This is a genomic window from Halogeometricum rufum (genome assembly GCF_900112175.1).
GTDB lineage: Archaea > Halobacteriota > Halobacteria > Halobacteriales > Haloferacaceae > Halogeometricum > Halogeometricum rufum.
Genome location: NZ_FOYT01000005.1, coordinates 150,886 through 172,748 on the forward strand (window position 1 = coordinate 150,886; position 21,863 = coordinate 172,748).

General features: G+C 67.2%; 23 protein-coding genes and 1 pseudogene. 15 read left to right on the top strand and 9 right to left on the bottom strand.

Going from position 1 to position 21,863, the window contains the following annotated elements; all coding sequences use genetic code 11:
• Positions 1-10: 10 nt before the first annotated feature.
• Positions 11-1,441: an FAD-dependent oxidoreductase gene (locus tag BM310_RS21960; protein ID WP_143105192.1), complete on the bottom strand. Its 1,431-nt coding sequence runs from the start codon at positions 1,439-1,441 to the stop codon at positions 11-13.
• A 243-nt stretch (positions 1,442-1,684) separates the two neighbouring features.
• Here BM310_RS21960 and BM310_RS18900 point away from each other — a divergent pair, with 243 nt between their 5' ends.
• From BM310_RS18900 to corA, 8 genes are all read left to right on the top strand, one after another.
• A complete protein-coding gene (locus BM310_RS18900) occupies positions 1,685-2,032 on the top strand; it encodes an ArsR/SmtB family transcription factor (protein WP_177232707.1) in 348 nt (115 codons plus the stop codon).
• Between the two features lie 221 nt (positions 2,033-2,253).
• Complete coding sequence (locus tag BM310_RS18905) at positions 2,254-2,673, top strand: winged helix-turn-helix domain-containing protein (RefSeq protein ID WP_089810744.1); 420 nt, start codon at positions 2,254-2,256, stop codon at positions 2,671-2,673.
• A 984-nt stretch (positions 2,674-3,657) separates the two neighbouring features.
• Complete coding sequence (locus BM310_RS18910; protein ID WP_089810746.1) at positions 3,658-4,689, top strand: alpha/beta fold hydrolase; 1,032 nt, start codon at positions 3,658-3,660, stop codon at positions 4,687-4,689.
• A 567-nt stretch (positions 4,690-5,256) separates the two neighbouring features.
• Positions 5,257-5,715, top strand: a complete 459-nt coding sequence (locus BM310_RS18920) for a hypothetical protein (RefSeq protein ID WP_089810748.1) — start codon at positions 5,257-5,259, stop codon at positions 5,713-5,715.
• A gap of 45 nt (positions 5,716-5,760) precedes the next feature.
• Positions 5,761-6,198, top strand: coding sequence for a hypothetical protein (locus BM310_RS18925; RefSeq protein ID WP_089810750.1), 438 nt, complete (start codon positions 5,761-5,763; stop codon positions 6,196-6,198).
• Positions 6,199-6,337: 139 nt separating this feature from the next.
• On the top strand, positions 6,338-6,982 hold the full coding sequence (locus BM310_RS18930; protein WP_089810752.1) for a DUF6517 family protein: 645 nt from the start codon (positions 6,338-6,340) through the stop codon (positions 6,980-6,982).
• Between the two features lie 127 nt (positions 6,983-7,109).
• Positions 7,110-7,271: a hypothetical protein gene (locus BM310_RS21570; protein WP_177232708.1), complete on the top strand. Its 162-nt coding sequence runs from the start codon at positions 7,110-7,112 to the stop codon at positions 7,269-7,271.
• Positions 7,268-8,266, top strand: coding sequence for a magnesium/cobalt transporter CorA (gene corA, locus BM310_RS18935; protein WP_089810754.1), 999 nt, complete (start codon positions 7,268-7,270; stop codon positions 8,264-8,266). The genes BM310_RS21570 and corA overlap by 4 nt, the downstream gene beginning before the upstream one ends.
• Positions 8,267-8,312: 46 nt before the next feature.
• Here the strand turns inward: corA and BM310_RS18940 are convergent, their stop codons facing one another.
• Positions 8,313-9,296: an alkaline phosphatase family protein gene (locus tag BM310_RS18940; RefSeq protein WP_089810756.1), complete on the bottom strand. Its 984-nt coding sequence runs from the start codon at positions 9,294-9,296 to the stop codon at positions 8,313-8,315.
• Positions 9,297-9,589: 293 nt separating this feature from the next.
• On the opposite strand from BM310_RS18940, the gene BM310_RS18945 reads away from it, so the two are divergent.
• Positions 9,590-10,594 carry a transcription initiation factor IIB gene (locus BM310_RS18945; RefSeq protein ID WP_089810758.1) on the top strand — a complete coding sequence of 335 codons (1,005 nt, stop codon included), beginning with the start codon at positions 9,590-9,592 and terminating at the stop codon, positions 10,592-10,594.
• 68 nt (positions 10,595-10,662) lie between these two features.
• Positions 10,663-10,842: a DUF7836 family putative zinc-binding protein gene (locus tag BM310_RS18950; RefSeq protein WP_089810760.1), complete on the top strand. Its 180-nt coding sequence runs from the start codon at positions 10,663-10,665 to the stop codon at positions 10,840-10,842.
• Between the two features lie 48 nt (positions 10,843-10,890).
• Here BM310_RS18950 and BM310_RS18955 read toward each other — a convergent pair whose 3' ends face one another.
• A complete protein-coding gene (locus BM310_RS18955; protein ID WP_089810761.1) occupies positions 10,891-11,298 on the bottom strand; it encodes a translation initiation factor IF-2 subunit beta in 408 nt (135 codons plus the stop codon).
• Between the two features lie 285 nt (positions 11,299-11,583).
• On the opposite strand from BM310_RS18955, the gene BM310_RS18960 reads away from it, so the two are divergent.
• Entirely contained in the window at positions 11,584-11,820 is a 237-nt protein-coding gene (locus BM310_RS18960; protein WP_089810763.1) for a UPF0058 family protein, read from the top strand.
• A 138-nt stretch (positions 11,821-11,958) separates the two neighbouring features.
• Here BM310_RS18960 and BM310_RS18965 read toward each other — a convergent pair whose 3' ends face one another.
• The 3 genes and pseudogenes from BM310_RS18965 to BM310_RS18975 form a co-directional block, all read right to left on the bottom strand.
• A complete protein-coding gene (locus BM310_RS18965) occupies positions 11,959-12,378 on the bottom strand; it encodes a DUF555 domain-containing protein (RefSeq protein ID WP_089810765.1) in 420 nt (139 codons plus the stop codon).
• A 107-nt stretch (positions 12,379-12,485) separates the two neighbouring features.
• A complete protein-coding gene (locus BM310_RS18970; RefSeq protein WP_089810767.1) occupies positions 12,486-13,406 on the bottom strand; it encodes a DNA-3-methyladenine glycosylase family protein in 921 nt (306 codons plus the stop codon).
• A 68-nt stretch (positions 13,407-13,474) separates the two neighbouring features.
• Positions 13,475-14,431: pseudogene (locus BM310_RS18975) on the bottom strand (mechanosensitive ion channel family protein).
• 79 nt (positions 14,432-14,510) lie between these two features.
• Here BM310_RS18975 and BM310_RS18980 point away from each other — a divergent pair.
• A complete protein-coding gene (locus BM310_RS18980; RefSeq protein ID WP_089810769.1) occupies positions 14,511-15,071 on the top strand; it encodes a DJ-1/PfpI family protein in 561 nt (186 codons plus the stop codon).
• A gap of 9 nt (positions 15,072-15,080) precedes the next feature.
• Here the strand turns inward: BM310_RS18980 and BM310_RS18985 are convergent, their stop codons facing one another.
• Both BM310_RS18985 and BM310_RS18990 read right to left on the bottom strand, forming a co-directional pair.
• Complete coding sequence (locus BM310_RS18985; protein ID WP_089810771.1) at positions 15,081-15,404, bottom strand: hypothetical protein; 324 nt, start codon at positions 15,402-15,404, stop codon at positions 15,081-15,083.
• 68 nt (positions 15,405-15,472) lie between these two features.
• Positions 15,473-16,588, bottom strand: coding sequence for a CNNM domain-containing protein (locus tag BM310_RS18990; protein WP_089810773.1), 1,116 nt, complete (start codon positions 16,586-16,588; stop codon positions 15,473-15,475).
• 165 nt (positions 16,589-16,753) lie between these two features.
• Here BM310_RS18990 and BM310_RS18995 point away from each other — a divergent pair, with 165 nt between their 5' ends.
• The 3 genes from BM310_RS18995 (at position 16,754) to BM310_RS19005 (ending at position 20,303) form a co-directional block, all read left to right on the top strand.
• Positions 16,754-17,215 carry an Lrp/AsnC family transcriptional regulator gene (locus BM310_RS18995; RefSeq protein ID WP_089810775.1) on the top strand — a complete coding sequence of 154 codons (462 nt, stop codon included), beginning with the start codon at positions 16,754-16,756 and terminating at the stop codon, positions 17,213-17,215.
• A gap of 165 nt (positions 17,216-17,380) precedes the next feature.
• Positions 17,381-18,088: a universal stress protein gene (locus tag BM310_RS19000; protein ID WP_089810777.1), complete on the top strand. Its 708-nt coding sequence runs from the start codon at positions 17,381-17,383 to the stop codon at positions 18,086-18,088.
• Positions 18,089-18,119: 31 nt separating this feature from the next.
• Positions 18,120-20,303: an amino acid permease gene (locus BM310_RS19005; RefSeq protein WP_089810779.1), complete on the top strand. Its 2,184-nt coding sequence runs from the start codon at positions 18,120-18,122 to the stop codon at positions 20,301-20,303.
• Positions 20,304-20,318: 15 nt separating this feature from the next.
• Here BM310_RS19005 and malQ read toward each other — a convergent pair whose 3' ends face one another.
• The gene (malQ, locus tag BM310_RS19010) at positions 20,319-21,851 is read right to left on the bottom strand and encodes a 4-alpha-glucanotransferase (protein ID WP_281246526.1); all 1,533 of its coding nucleotides are present in this window, start codon (positions 21,849-21,851) and stop codon (positions 20,319-20,321) included.
• Positions 21,852-21,863 lie beyond the last annotated feature (12 nt).

Consider the following 21,863-nt stretch of genomic DNA (forward strand, 5'->3'; position numbering starts at 1 on the left):
GTCGGCCCTGCTACTCGAAGGCGTTTCGCTGCAGTGCGAACAGGTCGGGGCCACAGAACGACCCCAACGCGACCGTGCGGAGCAACCCGAGCGCGGAGAGCCGCGATTCAGGGGTACGCACGGGATACTCGTGTTCGGCCCGAAGCTTCGTTGCCTGCCGGCGAACCTCCGAGAGCCGGTCTCGGCGGTGTGCGGCGTAGGAGCTGACCGCATCCGAGACGGACGTCGAGTCCTGTCGGAGGTCGACGACGAGTTGCACCGCGTCTTCGATGCCGAGCGGAACTCGGAGCCCACTCGCCGGGGCGACGGGATACGCAGACGGTCCGCAAAAGGCGATGCGGCCGGTTCCCCACCACCTTCGTTCGGCACCCGAGCCACGAAGACGGAGTTGTCGAACGGCCCGCGGTTCCGTCTCGGCCACCGCACTCCCGAGTCTATCCGGTTCGATGGACAGAGCTTCGGTCCACTCGGTCCCGTCGAGCGCCGTCGGCATCGCGCCCTCTGGTGTCGTAATTCGAACCACGCTCTCCGTCCCGTCCGGGAGCGGTATCCGTTGTGCGAGGGCGTCCGAGCACCAGACCTCTCGTACGCCGTCGGAGGAGCTATCGACGTCGACAGCTGTCTCGTGCTGCCGAAGCCGGGTGAACGACGACGACGACCGATCCGCCCGGCGGACCACAGAGGTACCGCTCGCATCGACGACCGCGTCGAACCACTCCCGGACACCGTCGTCGAACTCGACGACGACGCCGTCGTCCTCGTCGGACAGTGCACCGACGCGTCGGTTCGTTCTGTTCTGCGTCACGGGAAGTTGCGCTTCGAGTGCCCGACGGAGGTCTCGCGTCCGAACGACGACTGGTTCGGCTTCGCCCGCCGCCTCTCGCGAGAGGGTGGCGTGAGAGCGTCGCGAATCGATTCGCTCGACCGAGACAGTGTCGACGACTGTCGCGATGTCTCGGAGCGAGACGCCGACCGTCCGGAGAACGCCGAGCGTCGACGGCCACAGGAGGGTAACGCGCGACTCGACGACCTGGTCGGGTCTCTCGAGCAGGAGCGGGTCGTATCCGGCGTCTCGAAGAAGCGCACAGAGGAACACGCCGACGACGGTGTCTCCGACGACGAGCACTTGCCGGTCGGGGCCAGTGCCGACCGTCTTCGCGGTCGTCAGCCACTCGAGGGAGGGGTGAACTGGGACGCCTGCACTATCTCGCCGGTCGGACGCTTTGGATACGAAGTCGGCCCGGTGCGTCTCGTTCACCGGACCGACGGACGGTCCCGAGCGCTCCGACTCGGTGGCCTCGTTCGGAGGTCTCCGGCTGGATTGGCTTCCTTTCGAGTGTGAAAGCTTCGTTCTCCGCGGTTCGTCCGGGTGACAGGACGGCGATAAACGACGGTTCGGACGTCCCCGGTCGCCTCTCCGCGGCTGACACTCGTCTCTCATCCGTACCTCAGACTGTAACCCACTCGTACGTAACGAACCTCTCCGTGTTTCAGAGTCTGCAACAGTTCGGCGTCCCAGCGACCGTGAGAACTGGTGACAGAGTAATATAGCTAGCCACCAGCCCGAACCGGAGGAAACGTTCGTTGACACCAGTTTTGGGGCCGTGGAACGAGAACGACTGTCCGATACGAAATGTCCCTCGCGATGTCTCGACGCGAAGAAACGGAGGCGAAGAAACCGAACGTGACCGAGGAACGGGGTGACACGGACCTCCTGTCGCTGCTGAACACCGAGTACACGCAGACCATCCTCGAACTGATTCGAGCCGAACCGCGGACGGCGCGGGAGATCATCGAAGGATGCGGTGCGTCCAAGCCGACGGTGTATCGACGTCTGAACGACCTCGAAGACGCCGGACTCGTCGAGTCGGGGACCGCCCTTGCCGTCGACGGACACCACCGACGGACGTTCGTGTCGACACTCCGGTCGATTTCAGTCGACGTGTCTGACGACGGCGTCGCCGTTACCGTGACGAAGAGCAACTCGACGCGACTCTCATCACAGAACGGGCAGGTCTCCGCCGGAGACTGACGTTCTCTCTCCCGAGAGCGACGACTCTCACGTCGAGATACCGTGGTCTCCGCCGTCAGTCTCGAGAATGCAGTCGTAGCGTGTCTCCTCGATGCCGTCTGGTGTCCGACGATACGGACGACACAATAGTACTAGCCCCCCGAATTCGGGGGGACACGACTCACGTTGACGGTAGCTTTCAGTCCCAGTAGTGTGAGTCGTTTCGTGACGGTGGGTGAACGGTGCAGACAACATCGACTCGACACGGCAGTACAGCATCGAATCAAACGAACAGTTCGAACTGCTCGCTCTCGACGCTGGTCGAACTACTCGGTGACGAGTACGTACGCGAGTGTCTGGCGGCGATTCGGAGCGAACCGAAGGCCGCCCGAACCATCGCCGAGGAGCGTGACATCTCTCGATCGACGGTGTACCGACGGCTCGAACGCCTTCAGGACGCCGGCCTAGTCCGTACGGAGATGACGTACGACGAACGCGGACACCACCGTCGGGTTTTTGATGCCGTCGTCGAGGGCGTCGAACTCGAACTCGACGGCGACGGGTTCTCCGTCCGCGTCTCGACCTTCGACAGTGATTCGTCTCGCTCTGAGTCCGGTCGGGATGCAGTCACCGAACCCGTCGGTTCCCCCTCGAAGTACTGACTCCCCTCCCGGCTTTCTGGCGGAGACACCTCGTGTAACCGTCCTCTCAGCATCTTCGGGACAGCGACGGTGGCAGCCGTCTCGATATTCGTCTTCGCGATAATTTCGTGGCGAGTACGTAGCTTCTGACTCAGAAACAGTGGAGCGCGTTTAATCTACGCCCACCGAGTAGAGACGTGTGTCCGCCCCCGGTCGGAGGCGGAATCGGAGTATCCGACCACTTGCCCGTCTCAGATCCCACCCAACGCTCCCCCCATCCCGCTCCCTTTCCGGTCCGCCCCTTCGGCCCTCTGCCCTGGGCTGCTCTCTGTTGGCCGTTTCGTTCTCTTTCACCCGAGAAGCGGAACCGCCCGGCACGGAGAACGGATGTACTGACGGAGTCTCGGTCGGACCGCCCGTTCTACCGAGGGAGCGTGCACCGGTGCGCTTCGGCAGCGTCTCCTCCGCAAATCGCGTCACGCCGCGGCAGAAACGTTCGGAAGTCGTACTCTCCGAGACGTCAAATGCGGAGTGGAGTTCTGTGAGCGCTCACCACGCGGGATGTGACGTAGACGGATTTGATCGTCCGAAGGTGCGTCTCGCACTGGGTATCGCTCAGCGACGTGCGTTCCGCGTCTTACTCGGTCCGCTCGTACAATTGGTCGATGTCGAACGGGACATCGTGGTCGCAGCAGCAGCAAGCGTGTGTCGGTTCGACCGTTGCCCCGGTCGGAGAACTGCGCCCGACACCGCCACCACTGGAACGCCCCCGACGAATCCCAGCGGGATTGAAACTGCCAATGGATGGTATCAGCGGAGACTCCCGAGTTACAGACGAACTCCAGCGAGACTGAAGCAGGACGGAGGTGCCCAGTATCGTGAGGGAATCCGCGGTAGCGTCGTGTCGGGATTCATCCGCGTCCGACGACGGGCTTCGGCGGCTTCTCACGGACCGAGACTCACTACGCGCGGTTATGCCGTTTTCGAGCGTCTAGTCGGACGGTCATGAACCGAACGATGCGGACGGTGGCGGGTGGAATCGGGCTGCTCCTCGGAGCGGGCGGGCTCTCGCTGTGGCGGTGGAAGCGGGACCGGCTCGACGAACTCGCGGCGGGGAGCGAACTGGTGGAGACGAGGCGCGGAGCCATCGAAGTCGCCCGGCGGGGCGCGGGCGACCCGGTTCTGGTTCTCCACGGCGACCCCGGCGGGTACGACCAGGCGCTCCAGTTGGGCGAGGCGGTGTCCCCGGACGGGTTCGAGATTATCGCGCCGTCGCGCCCCGGCTACCTGCGGACGCCGCTGGGCGACAACCGCTCCCCGGGCGAACAGGCGGCGCTGTTGGACGCGATGCTGGACGAACTCGGAATCGAGCGGACGCTGGTGGTCGGACTCTCGGGTGGCGGGCCGTCGGCGCTCCACCTCGCTGCCGGCTATCCGGAACGGGTGTCGGGGGTGATTCTCGGCTCCGCGGTCACCACCGCGTTCGACGAGCGAATGTTCGACACGGGCAATCCGCTCCTCGACCCGCTGCTCACGAGCGCGCCCGTCCTCGACGTGCGGTCGGGCCTGATGGCGGTGCTGCGGCGCGTGAACCCGGACGGCTTCGTCCGGGGGATGCACGCCGGTCTCTCGACGCTGGAGGGCGAGGAGCTGGCGTCGTACGTCGACTTCGTCACGACGAACCCGGAACAGCGGGGCCGCGCGCTCGACTTCGCGTCGACGATTCTGCCGACGAGCGTGCGCGTCGAGGGGACGCTGAACGACGAGCGCTGGTTCCGCGAACTCCCGCTGGTGGAGTACGACAGCATCCGGTGTCCCGTGCTGGTGATTCACGGCGAGTTCGACGGTGCGGTCCCCATCGCGCACGCCGAGTTCGTGGCGGACGCGGTGCCGGACGCGAGCCTCCTGCGCCTGAAGGCCGACCACCTGCTCTGGCTCGGACCCGACGCCGAACGTGCCGCAGAGGGGGTGCGCGCGTTCATTGCGTCGGTCGCCGACGCGACAGCGTCGAGCGGGGACGGTCCCGTCGTCGACTGAGTGGCCGAACGCGGACGGTTGGTCGCGGTCCGGCGGAGCGCGGCCCGGCCTATCGTCCGGTTCCTGAGGTGCTGTGTCGCTCGCGGTACTCGCGGAGTCCTCTCCGCGCCGCGCGTCGAGACTCGAACCCGAATCCGACGGCCTGACAGTCCGTTCGCGGGCAGATCCAGCCGTACGTGTCAGTCGCGTCGTCCGCGAACACGTCGGTGTCGCCCCCACAGCGGGGACAGTCGAACCCCCACAGGAACGTATAGTCGACGTCGCGGCGTCTGCCTGGCATCGTCACGCTCGTCTCCCGGGCACCCGGAACGGAAAGCGTCGTAGCTATGCGGATAGCGCGTCGGGAAACGCGGCGCTAGATAGCGAAGTGCGCGGAGCCGCGACGGTCCGTCTTGCGGTAACGTTTAACATGGCGGCACCCCAACAGTGCGTCGTCAACGATGAGTGAGCGGACACCTTTCGTCTGTCGCGACTGTGGCAACCGGGTCTCGGCGGGGTCGTTCCGGTCGACGTGCCCGGAGTGCGATGGGGAACTCGGCCCGCAATACGGTCCGACGCGCGTGACCAGTGACTGACGACGGGCGCTCCGAGGCGGGCGACCCGCATCGGTCCGAGGCGCGCCGGATACGGTCGCTCGCGGTGACGACCGACGACGTGCTCACCGCGCTCGAAGCCAACGAGCGACGCGACCGGAGCGCCGTCCTGCGGGTGACGCCGCCGTTCGCGGGGCGGATGCGTGCTCGTCTCCACCTCGACGGCGCAGAGGGCGAGTACGACGGCGACGTGCGACCGATTCACGTCCCGCCGGAACGACTGCTGCGCGAGACGCCGGCGTTTCCGACCGTGGACGAGACGGGCGACGAACTCCGAGCGTCCGAGGAACCGTACACGCCGGAGCGACACCGCGAGCGTCACGCGGAGGCCGTCGCGGCGTGGCGCGAGGCCGTTCGCGACGCCCTCGCCGACCGAGTGACGCTGTCGACGCCGGAGGGACCGCACGACGTGACGGTGAACTACCTGGGGTGAGGACGCCGCGACGGGCTTTTACTCCGGGCGGCGGACGGGACTGACATGAGCGGTCATCACGGCGACGGTTATCGTCGCGGCCGACAGGTCGAAGAGCAACGGGAGCCGAGAGTTGGGAGCGTCTACCGCCGCCTCCTGCTCATCATCTGGGGACTCGGCGCGGTCATCCTCCTCGTCGTCCCCGCGTTCGGCGTCGGCTGGACGGGAATCTTCGCCGTCGTCCTCGTGATGCACGCCTTCTTCGCGGGCCTCATCTTCCTCGACGTCCGGTCGCTGCGGCAACAGGGCGTCGAGTGGGGGTACTCCCGCCACCTGTGGTTCTCGTCGGCGCTCGTCTTCCCGTTCGTCACGCTCGTCTACTGCTGGTACGTCGCGCGCGTCGTCCGCCGGGAGAACGAGCGGCGCGGCTACACCGACGACGAGGCGGCAGAGGCCGACTCCGACTCCGACGACGAGACGAGAGAGGAGACGGCCGACCGGTAGCGCGGTGCAAGGCGTCGAGGTGCGCGTGACGGTGCAGAGGTGCGCGTGACGGCGACGAGCGCGGGACGTGACGGACGTCTGACGCGCTGAACGGCCAGCCCACGGGTTTATTCGTGTGGCCGAAATAGCCATCGTCGCTATGAGCACCCGTCGTATCGTCGCCGTGACCCTCGCGGTGGCGGTACTCACGACGACGACAGGCTGTATCGGCTTTCTGACCGGCGAGGAATCGCTCACGTTCGCCGCCGAACCCGCCGGCGTGGACGAGTCCGCGGCGCAGAGCGCGGGGTACGCGACGGACGGGCCCCGCGTCGTCGAGGTGAACGAGACGTTCACCGTCGCCGGGGAGGAACGCCGAGTCGTCGCGAAGAACCAGGTGAACACGTACGAGAAGACGCTGGACCTCGGTATCTTCGAGGCGAAACTGGGCGTGTTCACCGTCATCTCCTCGCCCGCCGTCGAGATAGCGGGCCGGACGCTGAACCCCATCGGCGACTACTCGAACCGCGAACTCGTCGGGCTGGTGCAGAGCCGATACCAGGGCCTCAGCGACGTCGACGAGGTGAGTTCGCAGACCATCACCGTGCAGGGACAGGAGACGCAGGTGACGAAGTACGCCGCGGTGGCGAACGTCGAGGGCCAGGAGGTGGACGTCTACGTCCACGTCACGAAGTACCGCGACGGTGAGGACTTCATCGTCGCCGTCGGCGTCTACCCGCAGCAACTCGGCGGCGAGGAGGGCAACGTGCTGTCGATGATGCGCGCCATCGAACACCCGGTCTGAGCGGTCACCGGCCCGGGCGGGCACGACCGAACGGCTCTGACCGTCATCCGTCCGCCCGCCATCCGTCCGCCCGCAATCCGTCCGACGCCCGAACAACGCTTTTCTCCCCCGCGCGGGACGTACGCGCATGAACCGCGAACGGACCGCCGGGGGCGTCCTCACGGCGCTCTCGCTACTCGGGTACGGCGCCGGCGTCGTCGCGCCGTATCCGGGTCGGTCGGCGTCCATCGTCGGCCTCATGGTCGGCGTGACGCTGGTGGCCATCGGAACGGGTGGGGACCGAGCGTGATCGCAGCGCACGTGTACGACGCGGGCGGCGTCGAGACGGTGACGGTCGACTCCGAGTCCGACCTCGAAGCGGCCCGGAACGCCGACGGGACGACGTGGGTCCGCGTCGCCGCCGCGACGGCCGAGGAGATGGACGCCATCTCGCGCGTCTTCTCGATTCACGCGCTCGAACTCGAGGACATCCGGAACGACGTGCGACCCAAGACCGAGGAGTTCCCCGACCACACGTTCGTCCTCGTGAAGACGGCGTCGCTCCGGCGCGGCGAGACGACGTTCGACGAGGAGGTGGAGACGCGACCGGTGGGCCTGTTCGTCGGCGAGGACTGGGTGCTCACGCTGACCGTAGAGGAGACGACGGTGCCCGCCGTCGAACGGGTCTGGCGGTCCGTCGAGAACCGCGAGGGGCGCGTCCTCGCCAACGGTCCGGACTTCGCGGCGTACCGCGTCCTCGACCGCATCGTGGACGGCTACTTCGGACTGCTCGACGAGATAGAGACCACCATCGAGGAGATAGAGGACGGCGTACTCGAAGGGCCCGACCCGTCCGTGCTGGACGGTCTCAACGCGGTCCGCCGGGACCTGCTCTCGTTCCGGAAGGTGGCGTGGCCGACCCGGGAGGCCCTCTCGGTCCTCGCACGCGGCGACGCGGCGCACGTTCGCGACCCGACAGAGAAGTACTTCCGCGACGTGTACGACCAGTTGGTGGAGATAGTTGACCTGACGGAGACGTACCGGGACCTGGCGCGCGGGGCGCGAGACATCTACCTGAACACCCTCTCGCAGTCCACGAACGAGGTGATGCGCCAACTCACCGTCGTCGCGACCATCTTCATCCCGCTCACGTTCGTCGTCGGCGTCTACGGGATGAACTTCGCCGGCGGGGCGTGGAACCTCCCCGAACTGTCGTGGCCGTACGCGTACCCGGCGGTGATGCTGGGGATGACGCTCGTCACGCTCGTCCTCGTCGTCCACTTCCAGCGGGAGAGCTGGCTGTAGCGGCGGCCCGCGGGGCCGGTGGCGAGACCCGCAGTCGCGCGGACGGCTACTCGACGTACCCGAGCGCACGCAGTCGCTGTTCGGTCTCCTCCTCGGTCAGCGTCTCGCTCTCGACGGGCGGGTCGGAGACGACGTCGCGGCGGGGGTCGGTCTGGACGACCTGCCACGGGACGATTCGGAGCGGTTCGGTGAGCAGACCGGTCGTGTGACCGAACTCCCGCGGGCCGAAGGGGACGAGTCGCTCGCCGAGCATCTCGCCGTGGTCCGCGGAGACGACGACTTTGCCGTCCACCGCCGAGACGAGGCGTTCGACGCTCTCGAGGCCCACCTGCAGGCTCTCGCGGTAGGACTGCAGCATCGTCTCGTGGGCCACCGTGCCGTCCTGCACGAGGTCCCAGATGGACCGCCCCGCGTTCACCTTGCTCTGGCCGTCGTGGACGTGGTAGCGGTCCCACCCGCGGAGTCCGACCCGTTCGCGGATGCGGTCCGCCGTCGGACCCAGGTGGGGCGTGTGCGGTTGCATGTAGTGGACGACGAGTCGCTTGTCGGGGAACTCCGCGGCGGCCTCGACGGCCGACTCGGTCAGCGTGTCCGGGAGGACCGTCCCTCGCGACTCGTCCCACTCGTCGAGAAGCGGCAGGATGGCGTGGAACGAGTCGGGTTGGAGCGTCGGGACGTACGGGTTCGAGGAGACGTAGACGGTGTCGTGGAACGTCTGGTCGCGGAAGTTCTCTCGGAGGAACTCCGGCGTCCCCGACCCGCGGGAGAGTCGGGTCTCCACGTCGCCGGAGAACGGCGTCTCCTCCCGGTAGAAGTCCGCGCGGCAGGCGTCGAGGAGGACGAGCACGTCCCAGTCTTCGGCCATCACGTCGAACGGGTCGCCGTGGGTCGCGCGGAATCGGACGTTGTTCAGGACCCGGGCCGCGGACCGTCGGACGTTGCCGAGTTCCTCCGCGAGCAGAGTGGGGTCTCTGACGAGTCGCCGCAGGTTCGTCGTGTTGTACCGGTCCGGAAGGACGCCAGAGAGCACACTGTCCCGGTCCGAAACAGAAGCATAAATATGTGCTCCCTTTGCGCCGGCGACGCCCTGTCGTGGCGCCCGGAAGTCCGAAAGTGATAAGTCTAATTTGGTACCGAGTGGCACGTCGCTCCGAACCGCCGGTTTTTGACGATTATTCGGTTCCGTACGGCGGTTTTCTGGGGTCCAAATTGGGAAAAGGTTTAAATACTCTCGATGATTACTATGGGTAAGGACTCAGCCCATCCGGAGTCTCTCTCACTTCTCCGCTCTTTACCCGGTTGGCGAGGGGTCCGCATCCCACCATGAGCGACACAAAAATCAGAGAGTACGTGAGTACCGACCGGCGGCGGACGGACGCCACCGAGACGGCGGCGGAGAGCGAGGACGAGAGCGAAACGGAGTCGGAGATACAGGCGTGTCCGGAGTGCGGCGGCACGCTGGTGACCGACGAGGCCCACGGCGAGACGGTCTGCAGCGACTGCGGTCTCGTCGTCGAGACGGACGCCGTCGACCGCGGTCCGGAGTGGCGCGCGTTCGACTCGGCCGAGCGCGACTCGAAGTCCCGCGTCGGCGCACCGACGACCCGGATGATGCACGACAAGGGGCTGTCGACCAACATCGGCTGGCAGAACAAGGACGCCTACGGCAAGGCGCTCTCTTCGAGCCAGCGCGAGCAGATGCAGCGGCTCCGCACGTGGAACGAGCGCTTCCGCACCCGGAACTCCAAGGAGCGCAACCTGAAGCAGGCGCTCGGCGAGATAGACCGGATGGCGTCGGCGCTCGGACTGCCGGAGAACGTCCGCGAGACGGCCAGCGTCATCTACCGCCGCGCGCTGGACGACGACCTGCTCCCCGGCCGCTCCATCGAGGGCGTCGCCACCGCGGCGCTGTACGCCGCGGCGCGGCAGGCCGGCACGCCCCGGTCGCTCGACGAACTGGAGACCGTCTCCCGCGTCGACAAGATGGAGCTGACCCGGACGTACCGCTACGTCGTCCGCGAACTGAAGCTCCAGATCGAGCCCGCCGACCCCGAGCAGTACGTCCCGCGGTTCGCCTCGGAACTCGACATCTCCGACGAGGCCGAACGACAGGCGCGCGAACTGCTCCGGAACGCGAAGGAGGCCGGCATCCACTCGGGCAAATCGCCCGTCGGCCTCGCGGCGGCCGCCGTCTACGCGGCCGCGCTGCTCACCAACGAGAAGGTGACGCAGAGCGAGGTGAGCGAGGTGGCCAACATCTCGGAAGTGACCATCCGCAACCGGTACAAGGAGCTGCTCGAAGTGGACGATGCGGGCCTGTTCGCCTGAACGCGGCGCGGGTGGCGAATTTCTCTTTGCGGAAACCTTTATTCGTACACCGGGAGTCAGTTGGAGGCATGGTCGAAGCGTTTGTCCGGCTGCTGTGTCCCGAGTGTGGAAAGGACTGGGAAGCGAGTCCGTCGAATCTCCCCGACCTGAAGCAGAATCAGACGTGCTCCGCGTGCGGCGCGACCCGCCGCCTCGCCGAGTTCATGCGGACGGAACGCGACCTCGAGACGGTAAAGCAGTTCGAGTAGCGGACGGCGCGACGCGCCGGCCACGCGGCGTCTGCCCGCGGTCCCCCTCTACAGGTCCGGAATCGCCGAGAGCGCACCGCACGCGTCGCACTTCAGCACCGTCGCGCCGCGTTCGGTGACCAGGCGCGTGTCCGGCGAGTCGCACTCGCTACAGAGGACGTAGTCGTCGACGTACGCGTCGAGAGCCTCCTGGACGCGTCGCTGATTGAAGTCGCCGGTGAGTCGGAGACGACCCTTCTCGTCTATCTGCGCGCTCGTCCCGAGTTCGGACTGCAGTGCCTTCATCAGGTGAGAGGGTTCGCGCGCGAGGCGGTCGCACGTCTCGTCGAAGTTCTCGTACACCGTCGCGTTGCCCTCTGGACGGACCTGCGGTTCGGGGACCTGGAACCGACTGCCGCCGCCGGCGACATCCGGTGACTCATCCAGTGCCTTCTCGAGTTGGTCCTCGTAGTCCATACGTGCCCGAACGGTATCCGTGGGCTAAAACGTTCGTGGGTTTCGGCTCGTTCCCTGCCGTCGCCGCCGTCGTCTCGAGACGCGTCCGAGCGTCATCCACCACGGCTGTCAATCGAATGACTAATCTGGACCGAGCGCGATTAGTTCGCGTGTAACAGATATTTCATAACAATCTAAAGTACGAGAAACTGGCCCAAAATCGCGTATTCCGGTGATTTCGACGGAGGCATGCTAACGAGGGTCAAGATAGTAATATAATCCTCCAGTCTCAACTCAGGTTTGCTCATGAAGAAGCAGGAACTCATCCACCTGCACGGCCTGCTCGCGGAAGTACACACACAGATCGAGGAGTGGGACGACGACGAAGTTCCACTCACAGCTTACAACGAACTCGGCGTCCGACCGACGTCGATTCACAAGTCGAAGACCGACCACAAAGCTGCTGTTTTCAAACTCGTGAAGGGAATAACGTCGTCCCTCGACGAGGCCGAGCAAGAAGCCGTCGCACCGCACGCAGACTAAATCGAGAGCCGAACAGCGACTCCTCGACACCCGAACTCCCGAGCGGCAGCGCTCTGCAGTCGTGGCGGAGATGGAGCGCGTTAGGTGGCTTCTAACCGGCGCGCGCGAGAAGGGAGTCGACGAGGCGGCCGCGCGCGGTCACCCCTCGTCGACGAGGTCGTCGAACTCCGGGATGAGGTCGTCGTCGGACGCCGCGTCCCGTTCCTCCTCTTCCTCCTCGTCGGACGGGAGCACCTCGACTCGCAACACCTTCAGGGGGACGTTCTCCAGTCGCTGGCCGATCTCCTTTCGCGCGATGCGGGCGGCGTGCTCCTCCTGTTCGACGTTGAACACGGTCATCTCCAGTTCGAGCGCCACCAACGCCTCGTCGGCGGCGACGAACGCGGGCGGGAGGTCCTCGCCCGACGGGGACGTGCGCGAGCCCATGCTAATCTCGACGTAGTTGAGGTCCGGGTTCAGCATCTCACCCGTCTTGGCGATGGCGATGCGAATCGCCTCGTCCGCCGTCTCGACGTCGTAGACGGGAACCGCGGCCTCGACGACGACTCTGCAGTCCATGACAGTATATCGTTACGTCGGACGCCGCAAGAAGGTTAGCCCGAAGGTTTAGGACGGTCAGCGGTCCCCGACGCCGTCGGTCGGACGCCCGGCGACGGCCGGACGGGTCACTCGCCGCCCGCGCGGAGGTAGTAGAACACGTACGTCTGCGCGTACCCGGCGTAGTCGCCGCCGAGGCGGTCCCGGATGGCGCGCGACGTCTCGGCGTAGGTCCCGGCGTCGCACTCGGGGTAGTGGTCGGCGATGGCCGTCTGAATCCACGTGTCTAGCGGGACGGCCTCGAGGAACCCCAGCGAGAACAGCAACACGCAGTCGGCCACCTTGTCACCGACGCCGACGAACCGCTTCAGCGACTCGCGCGCCTCCTCGTACGGCAGTTCGAGGGCCTCCGTCGGGTGCGCCTCGCCGTCGGCGACCATCTCGGCCGTCCGCCGGACGTACGGCGCGCGGTAGCCCAGACTCTGGTCGCGCAGTTCCGACTCGGTCCGCGCCGCCAACTGGTCGGGCGTCGGGAACGCCCGGTACGTCTCGCCCGCGACGGTCACCGCGTCGCCGTACTCCCGCGCGAGGCGCATCTGCATCCCGTGGATGCGCGAGACGCGCATCTGCGCCGAACAGATGAACGAGACGAGGCAGGCGAACGGCGGGTCGCGGACGAGGCGCATCCCCTCGTAGGCGTCGTACGCGCGTTCGAGCAGTGGGTCGTCCGGCGTCGCGTCGAGTATCGCCGTCAGGTCGTCGTCCAGTCGGAGCAGGTGCGTGAGAATCGGCACCGCGTCGGCCGTCGCCTCCCACTCCAACCGACCGTCGGTCTGTCGGACGCGGACGACGACCCGGTCGTCGGAGACGCCCGCGATGGGGGGGACGACCGTCTCGTACCACGCGTCGCCGCCGTGGACGTCCATCGACTCGTACATCCGGCCGTCCGCGCGGTCCCAGAGGTACGACTGCCCGCTCTCCAACGTGGCCTGCAGGTCGAACGGCCCGTCGAGGTCCGCCAGCGGAATCGCCCCGGATTCGAACTCCATCGTCCACGTTCAGGCGGGCGACGAGTATCGGGGTTTCGAAGCCGTCCGAGCGACTGTCGGGGCGGCCGTCACCGGTTCCGACCGAGGGGGAACCGCACTCGGTCGGGTTCCTCGTTGAACCGTGCGACGATCTCCTCGTACAGCGCGTTCTGGTTCCGAGTTATCTGCCTGGGGTGTGAGAGAAAGCGGAGTCGGAGCGTCAGCCACGACTCCTCCTGCACGACGTTGACCGTCGGCTCGGCGTTCACGTCGAGGTCGACGGGCGTCTCCGCCAGTTCGTTGCGGTAGCGGTCGACGGCGGCGTTCATCTCGTCGCCCAGCAGGTCGTCGGCCGTCTCGACCATCACCGACCGCGCGAACGCGAGGTCCGTCTCGTAGGCGACCTGAACGCTCACCTCCGTCCAGACGTGCGCGAACAGGGCGGAGTAGTTCATCACCTGCGTGGAAAGCACCTGCGCGTTCGGGACCGTGACGACCCGACCGGACGGTTGCCCCGTGGAGACGAGCGGTCCGTTCACCTCCCACAGCGTCGTCGCCAGAAATCCCACGTCCACGACGTCGCCGCGCGTCTCGTCTATCTCGACTCGGTCGCCGACGGAGAACGGCCGTTTGAGCATGACGTAGAACTAGCCGACGAACGACAGCAACGGCTGTTGGAGCGCGAACGTGACGGCGAATCCGACGATACCGAGCGAGAAGAGGAGTCCGACCCACTGGTCGGTGGCGACGCCGAGGACGGCCACGACGCCGACCAGTCCGAAGGCGAGTCGGAGGACGTTCCGCACGTCGTGCGCCCGGCGCTTGCTGTCGAGTCGGGCGGCGACGGCCCGTTCGACGACGAGGTACGCCCCGGCGACGACGAGTGCAGTGGCGACGACGGTCAGTCCCCGAGAGACGACGTACGTGAGGGCGAACTCACCGACCGTCGCGTCGCCGAACGCCGAGAGCGTGGAGACGGCGCTGGCGGCGACGAGCAACGCGAGGGCGAGTCCGAGCGAGAGGTAGCCGACGCGACGACGGAGCACAGCGCACCGTCTCGGTGCGGCGGCGAAAAGCTACCGGAGCGGCGGTGGGGTTCTTCTCCTCGCCCGCCGAAGCGAGCGCATGCGCACCGCGTTCGTCGCCTTCGACGACATGACCGCGCTCGACTTCGTCGGGGCGTTCGACCCGCTGACCCGGCTGGACACGATGGACCTCGCCCCGTTCCCGTTCGAGTGGGACGTCTGCGCCCGCGCGGAGACGGTGACGGCGACGGCGAACCTCCGGTTCGAGGCCGACAGCGTCGGGGAGTCGCTCGCCGACTACGACCTGGTCGTCGTCCCCGGCGGCGCGGGCACGCGGGAGTTGCAGACGGACGACCACTTCCTCGCGTGGCTTCGGACCGCCGACGCGGACCTCATCGCGTCCGTCTGTACCGGGTCGCTGCTCCTCGGCGCGGCGGGATTCCTCGACGGGAAGACGGCGACGACGCACCCCGCGGCGACCGACGAACTCGCCGCGTACTGCGAGGTGAGCGACGAACGCGTCGCGGACGAGGGTGACGTCGTGACCGCCCGCGGCGTCACCTCCGCGCTGGACCTCGGTCTCCACCTCGTGGAGCGACTGACCGACGCCGAGACGCGAGCCACGGTCGCAGAACAGATGGACTACCCGGAGCGGGTCTGAAGACGCCGTTCAGGCCGATTCGGCGAACGACTCGACCGAGGCGGAGTCGACGGCGACGAACGACGCGAACAGCAGGAAGGCGACGACGGCGAACGACAGCGAGAGCGTGCGTCGCGCGGACGACGAGAGCCCCAGTCGGTCGCCGACCCACGCCGTGGCGAACAGCCCCGAGAGCGCCAGCGCGGCCCCGATAGCCGCTATCCACGCGCCGCCGAGGAGCGACAGGGGAACGAGCAACAGGCCGTAGCCGAAGACGCCGACGCCGACGAGGACGGTGGCGAGGGCGAAGACGCCGACGGAACGGTCGGCGGAGGATACCGCGGAGGAATTCACGGGGAGGGAACGGCGGGCGGGAAGATAGCCGTTGTGTGAGCGGTGTTACGCCGGTGCTCGCGGGGGCGTTAGCCGGACGTCGGACTGCCTCGTCCGGTTCCGGTTTCGGCGCCGGTTCCGGTCGACTGCTGTCCGTCGCCGAGGGGGTCTTCCAGTTCGCCCATCACGGTCTCCAGCGCGTCCGTGGCGGTGAGGAGACCCACGGTATCGCCGTCTTCGAACACCAGCGCGAGTTCCTGTCGTTCGGCCTGGAACCGGTCGATGGCGTCGCTCACGGTCGTGTCCGCCGAGACGGTCATCGGCGGAGCCGCGATGTCGGCGAAGGTGACGTCGCCCGCTTTCAACTCCTCGATGCGGTCGATGACGCTCGGAACGTAGACGACGCCCTCGACCGTCTCTCGGTCCGCGCCCACGAGCGGATACCGGGTGTGCGGCGTCTCCGACACCCGCCGGAGGTTCTCCTCGGCCGAGGCGTCCGTCGAGAGGAAGACCACGTCGTCTACGGGAACCATCACGTCCCGCACCTCCCTCGTCCCGGCCTCCAGCGCGCCCAGAATCTCGTCGTGGCGCTCCTCGGAGAGTTCGCCTCGGTCCAGCAGGGAACTCATCCGGTTGCGCAGTTGGGCCCGCGTCTCGATGGCGTCCTCCTCGGCTTCCAGCCACGCGCCGGTCATCTCGATGCCGAACAGTTTGAGGGTCCACTTCGCCACGGAGTCGCCGAACGAGATGAGCGGCGAGATGACGACGTAGAACCAGTAGAGCGGCGTCGCGCCGTACCGGCACACCATGCGCGAGCGCTCGACGCCGAGGTACGTCGGCGCCTGTTCGCCGTGCGTCAGGTGGACGAGGTTGATGATGGCGTACGCGATGAGCGCGCCGGCGCCGATGGTCGCGAACACCGACCCGGCGAACAGCGGCTCGAAGAGCGCCGCCAGCGCGGGTTCGGCGACGATACCGACCGCGATACTCGACGCCGTGATTCCGACCTGACAGGTCGTGAGATACAGTTCGAGGTCCTGCGTCATCTCCCACGCGCGCTCCAGTTTCGGGTTCCCGTCGATGAACTCGTCTTCGGTGAACTGACGCGCACGCGTCAGTGCGAACTCGATGGCGACGAAGAACCCGTTCGCGAGGATGAGTAGAACGCCCGCGACGAGACGGATTCCTATCTCGACTCCGTTCATAGTAGTGAGTGCTCTCCGATTCCCGCTCCACGCCTTAGAACGTGGTGGCTGTCCGCGAGTATATATACCGTTCTCCCGAACCGTCCTGCTCGAATCCGGTCGTTGCCGAACCGACGGCGAACGGCGAGCAACGTTAACTGCGTGGCCGTCGAATCGAGGGACCGAATGTCGGTCGGAGAACTCGACGCCCTCGACAGGCGAATTCTCTACCTGCTGCAGGCAGAGGCCAGACACACCTCGTCGAGCGACGTGGCGGCGTCGGTCGACGCGTCGGCCAGCACCGTCAGGAACCGCATCCAGCGACTCGAGTCCGAGGGCATCATCCGGGGCTACCACGCCGACGTGGACTACGAGGCCGCCGGCCACCAACTGTTCACACTCATCGTCTGCACCGCACCGATGCCGGACCGGGAGGAACTCGCGGCCGCGGCCGCCGAGGTACCCGGCGTGGTGGAGGTACAGGAGGTGGTGAGCGGCGAACGGAACGTCCTCGTGCAGGCCATCGGCGTCGACGGCGACGACCTGACCCGCATCGGGGAGGAGTTGGACGAACTCGGCCTGCGGGTGTCGGACGAGGACCTGATTCGAAGCACACACCGGCGTCCGTACTCGGGGTTCGAGGAGTGAGCGTCGCAGCGACCGTGTGAGTGCGGGCACGGTGGGCACTCCGAAAGACCGGGCAGGGCGCGGCGGACGCGCCGACGGAGGTGGTCGTCCGACCACTGTCAGACGGGACGAACCGCCGCGCTCCGCGAAAGATTCAACTCGGGCGGAACTGAACTATCGTTGATTATGGTTCGTCTCGGTGACCTGCGGATTCTCATTCCGGTCGACGTCTCGGAGGCCGACCTGCCCCCACTCGACGTCCTCGACCATCTCGGTGCCGTCGAGGTGGTGCTGCTGGGGTACTTTCTGGTCCCCGACCAGGCCGAACCCGCGCTGATCAGAGACCAGTACGGGTCGGACGCCGCAGACCGACTGGACGCGGTCGCCGCCGAACACGGCGGTCCCACCGAGGTGTTGGTGTTCACGCACGACCGGGAGGCCACCATCGACCGCATCGCAGACGAGTACGACTGCGAAGCGGTGCTGACGGCCGGCCGGACGACCGTGGTCGACCGCATCCTCGTCCCGCTTCGCGGGGACGTGAACCTCGACCGCGTCCTCGCGGTCGTCGCCGACCTGTTGCTGGCGGGCGAGGAATCCGCCACCCTGTTTCACTCGGTCGCGGAGGACGCCGACCCGAGCCACGGGGAACTCCTCCTCGTGGGCGCCGTCGACCGCCTGGTCGAGTACGGAGTCGACCGCGACCGGGTCGACTGGCGGCTCTCGGAGGGGGGCGACCCGGCGGCGGACATCGTCGAACTCGGCGGGGAGTACGACCTCGTCGTCCTCGGGGAGACCGAACCCTCCCTCCGGGACCGCATCATCGGGGACGTCCTCTCGGCGGTGGTCGACGCGCTCGACGTCCCGGCGCTCATCGTGAGGGACGTCGAGTGAACCCACGAGCGACGCGCACGGGAGGGGTGCCATGAGCGCCGAAGGAGGCGAACTCGAACGGACGCTCGGCTTCCTGGAGGCGATGACGCTCGGCGGGGGGACGATGATCGGTGCGGGGATATTCATCCTCCCCGGAATCGCCGCCGAAGCCGCCGGCCCCGCGAGTTCGATATCCTACGCCATCGCCGGCTTCGTCGCGTTACTGGCGGCGCTCTCGCTCTCCGAGTTGGCCACCGGGATGCCCATCGCCGGCGGGAGCTACCACTACGTCAACCGCGCGCTGGGCGGGCTCTTCGGGGCCGTCGTCGGCTGGGGCATGTGGACGGGGCTGATGTTCGCCAGCGCGTTCTACATGATCGGCTTCGGGCAGTACCTCGTCGAACCGATTCCGTTCCTCGACGGGCGGAGCTTCATCGTCGGTCTCGGACTCGTGGGGCTGGCTCTCCTCCTCGGGATGAACTACTACGGCACCGAGGAGTCGAGCGCGTTCCAGAACGTCACGATCGGGGTCGAGACGGCTATCATCCTCGTCTTCGTCGCCGTCGGCCTGTTCTTCATCGACTCGGGGAACCTCGAACCGTTCGCCCCCTTCGGCGCCGGCGGCGTGGTCGCCACGACCGGCATCGTCTTCATCTCGTTCCTCGGCTTCGAGATAATCGCGACCGTGGCGGGCGAAATCAAGAATCCCGGCCGGACGATTCCGCTGTCGATGATTCTGTCGGTGGTGCTCGTAACCATCCTCTACGTCCTCGTCATGCTCGTCAGCACCGGGGTGATTCCCTTCGAGTCGCTCGGCGACTCGCCCATCCCGGTCTCGGACGTCGCCGTCGTCTACCTGGGTCCGGCGGGGGTGGTCGCCATCGTCTTCGCCGCCATCATCGCGGCGATATCGAGTTCGAACTCCTCGATACTCGCCGCCTCGCGGGTCATCTACGCCATGGGCAGAGACGGGGTCGTGACCGACTGGTTCAACGTGAGCCACCCCCGATTCTACACGCCTCACCGAGCCATCGCGGCCACCGGCGGCGTGACGGCGCTTCTCGTCCTCGTCGGCCTCGAAGTGGAGACCATAATCGCGCTCCTCGCGGAGGCGGCGAGCTTCAGCTTCCTCGTCGCCTACTCGCTGGTCCACGTCTCGCTCGTCGTCTTCCGGCGGGCCGACCCCGACAACTACGACCCGTCGTTCACGCTTCCGCGGCCCCTCTATCCGGTCGTTCCGGTCCTCGGCGTGGTGCTGTCGCTCGTCGTCATCTCGCAGATGGCGACGGTCGTCGTCGTCATCGGGTCGAGTATCGTCGCCTTCGGCGTCGTCTGGTACGCGGTCTACGCCCGTGGGCGCGTCGTGAGCGAGGGGCTCCTCCGCGAGGCGATTCGAGGGAAGCCGACCGAACCGTTCCGCGTGGTGGTCCCGGTGGCGAACCCGGCGACCCAGCACGGACTCCTCCGCCTCGCGGCGGCCAGCGCGCACGCCAACGAGGACCGTGGCACGCCCGAACTCGTCGCGGTCAACGTCACGCCGGTCGCGCACCCCTCGCCCCTCCAGAACGTCGAGGCCGACCGCGCGGAACACCAGCGCGACCTGCTGGAAAACGCCCGCGACATCGCCGCGGAGATGGACGTCTCCCTCCGGACCAAGACGGTGGTCGCCCCGGACGTCGGCGAGGCGATACTCGACGTGGTCGAGGCGGAGGCGGCCGACGAGGTCATCCTCGGCTGGGACGGGACGCTCGACCGCGACGGACACGTCTTCGGTGCGACGGTCGATTCCGTGGCCAGGGAGGCGTCCTGCGACGTGACGGTCGTGAACCTCAGACGGGAGACCGTCGGTACGCCGGTGGCCCTCGTCGCTTCCGGGCCGAACGCGCCGGTCGTCGCCCACCAGGCGGTCGAGTTCGCGGCCGTCGACGGAACCGTCCCGACGCTGTTGAACGTCCAACCCCCCCGGCGGGAGTCCGACGGCGACGCCGAGAAACGGGGGCGTTCGGTCGTCGTCGACGCCGCCGAGGCGGCGGGGTTGGAACCCGACCAGTACGACGTGCAGGTCGTCGTCGCGGACGACGTCGGCCGAGCGGTCGTCGAGGCGATAGCCCCGTACGACACGGTCTGCGTCGGCCTCTCGGGACGGACCGACGGACCCAGAATCCGGTTCGGAACGGTCACCGAACGGGTGGTGCGCGACGCCGCGGCCAACGTCGCCCTGGTGCGCGGGTCGTGAGCGGGCCGGTCGGTCTCAGTTCCGGATGTGCTCGTCGGTCAGACTCGCCAGTCTCGCGGCGACGCCCTCGTCGAACCCGTCTCGCGTCACGCGCCAGCCCCAGTTGCCGTCGGTGGTCCCGGGGGTGTTGAACCGCGTCTCCGCGCCGAGACCCAGCACGTCCTGCATCGTGGTGAACGCGATGACGGCGTTCGACCGCCAGACGGCGTCGATGACGGACCAGTGAATCTCGGAGCCGTCGGCGCCGATGTTGTAGTGCAGGCAGTCTCGCTGTTGGTCCGGCAGGTCGTCGTAGTAGCCGACGAACGTGTTCGTGTCGTGCGTCGAGGTGTAGCCGACGCTGTTCTCGGGGTAGTGCATCGGCTGGTACATGTCTCCCTGCTGGCACCAGTTGGCGTACTGCGGGACGCGCATGCCGGGGAACTGGAACCGGTCGCGGAGGTCCACCAGCGACTGGTCGAGGAACCCGAGGTCCTCGACGACGAACGGCAGGTCGCCGAAGCGTTCCTCGACGGCCTCGAAGAAGTCCGCGCCGGGGGCGTCGCGCCACTCGCCCGCCGCGGGGGAGTGGGCGTTCGCGGGGATGGCCCAGTACTCGTCGAACCCTTTGAAGTGGTCGATGCGGGTGACGTCGACGAGTTCGAACAGGCGGTCCAGTCGGTCCATCCACCAGTCGTAGTCGTTCTCGCGCAGGTAGTCCCAGTCGTACAGGGGGTTCCCCCAGCGTTGCCCGTCGTCGTTGGGGTTCGGCGGGACGCCCGCGACGGCGGCGGGTTCGTTCTCCTCGGTCAGGTCGAACGCCTCGGGGGTGGCCCACACGTCGGCGCTGTCGAGGGCGACGTAGATGGGCAGGTCGCCGACGAGTTCGACGCCGCGGTCGTTGGCGTACGCCTTCAGGTCGCGCCACTGCCGGTCGAAGACGAACTGGACGAACTCGCGGTAGGCTATCTCGTCGGCGAGTTCCTCGCGGTGTCGCTTGAGGGTGTCGGGGTCGTGCGTCCGAATCTCCTGCGGCCACTCGATCCACGCGCCGTCGTAGCGGGTGCGAAGCGCCATGAACAGGGCGTAGCCGTCGAGCCACGACGACTCGCGTTCGCGGAACGCCTCGAACGACTCGCGTTCGGCCGCGTCGGCCTCGGACTGGAATCGCTCGTGGGCGGTGCGGAGTCGCCCGCGCTTGTACTCGGCCACGCGGTCGTACTCGACGGCGTGCGGCGAGAAGTCGGGCACCGGTTCGAGGTCCTCGTCGGTGAGGTAGCCGTCCTCGCGGAGGGCGTCGAGGTCGACGAGCAAGGGGTTGCCCGCGAACGCCGAGTACGACTGGTACGGCGAGTGGCCGTGAATCGACGCCGTGGGGCCGAGGGGACAGAACTGCCAGAGCGACTGGTCCGCGGACGCGAGCCAATCGACGAAGTCGCGGGCGCCGTCGCCGAGGTCACCGATACCGTGCGGCCCGGGGAGCGACGTGACGTGCGCGAAGACGCCTGACTGTCGGTCGAATCTCATGACTGTCTCCACCGCCGCCGGAAAGATAAGCGTGTGGCACACCGCCCGTGACCG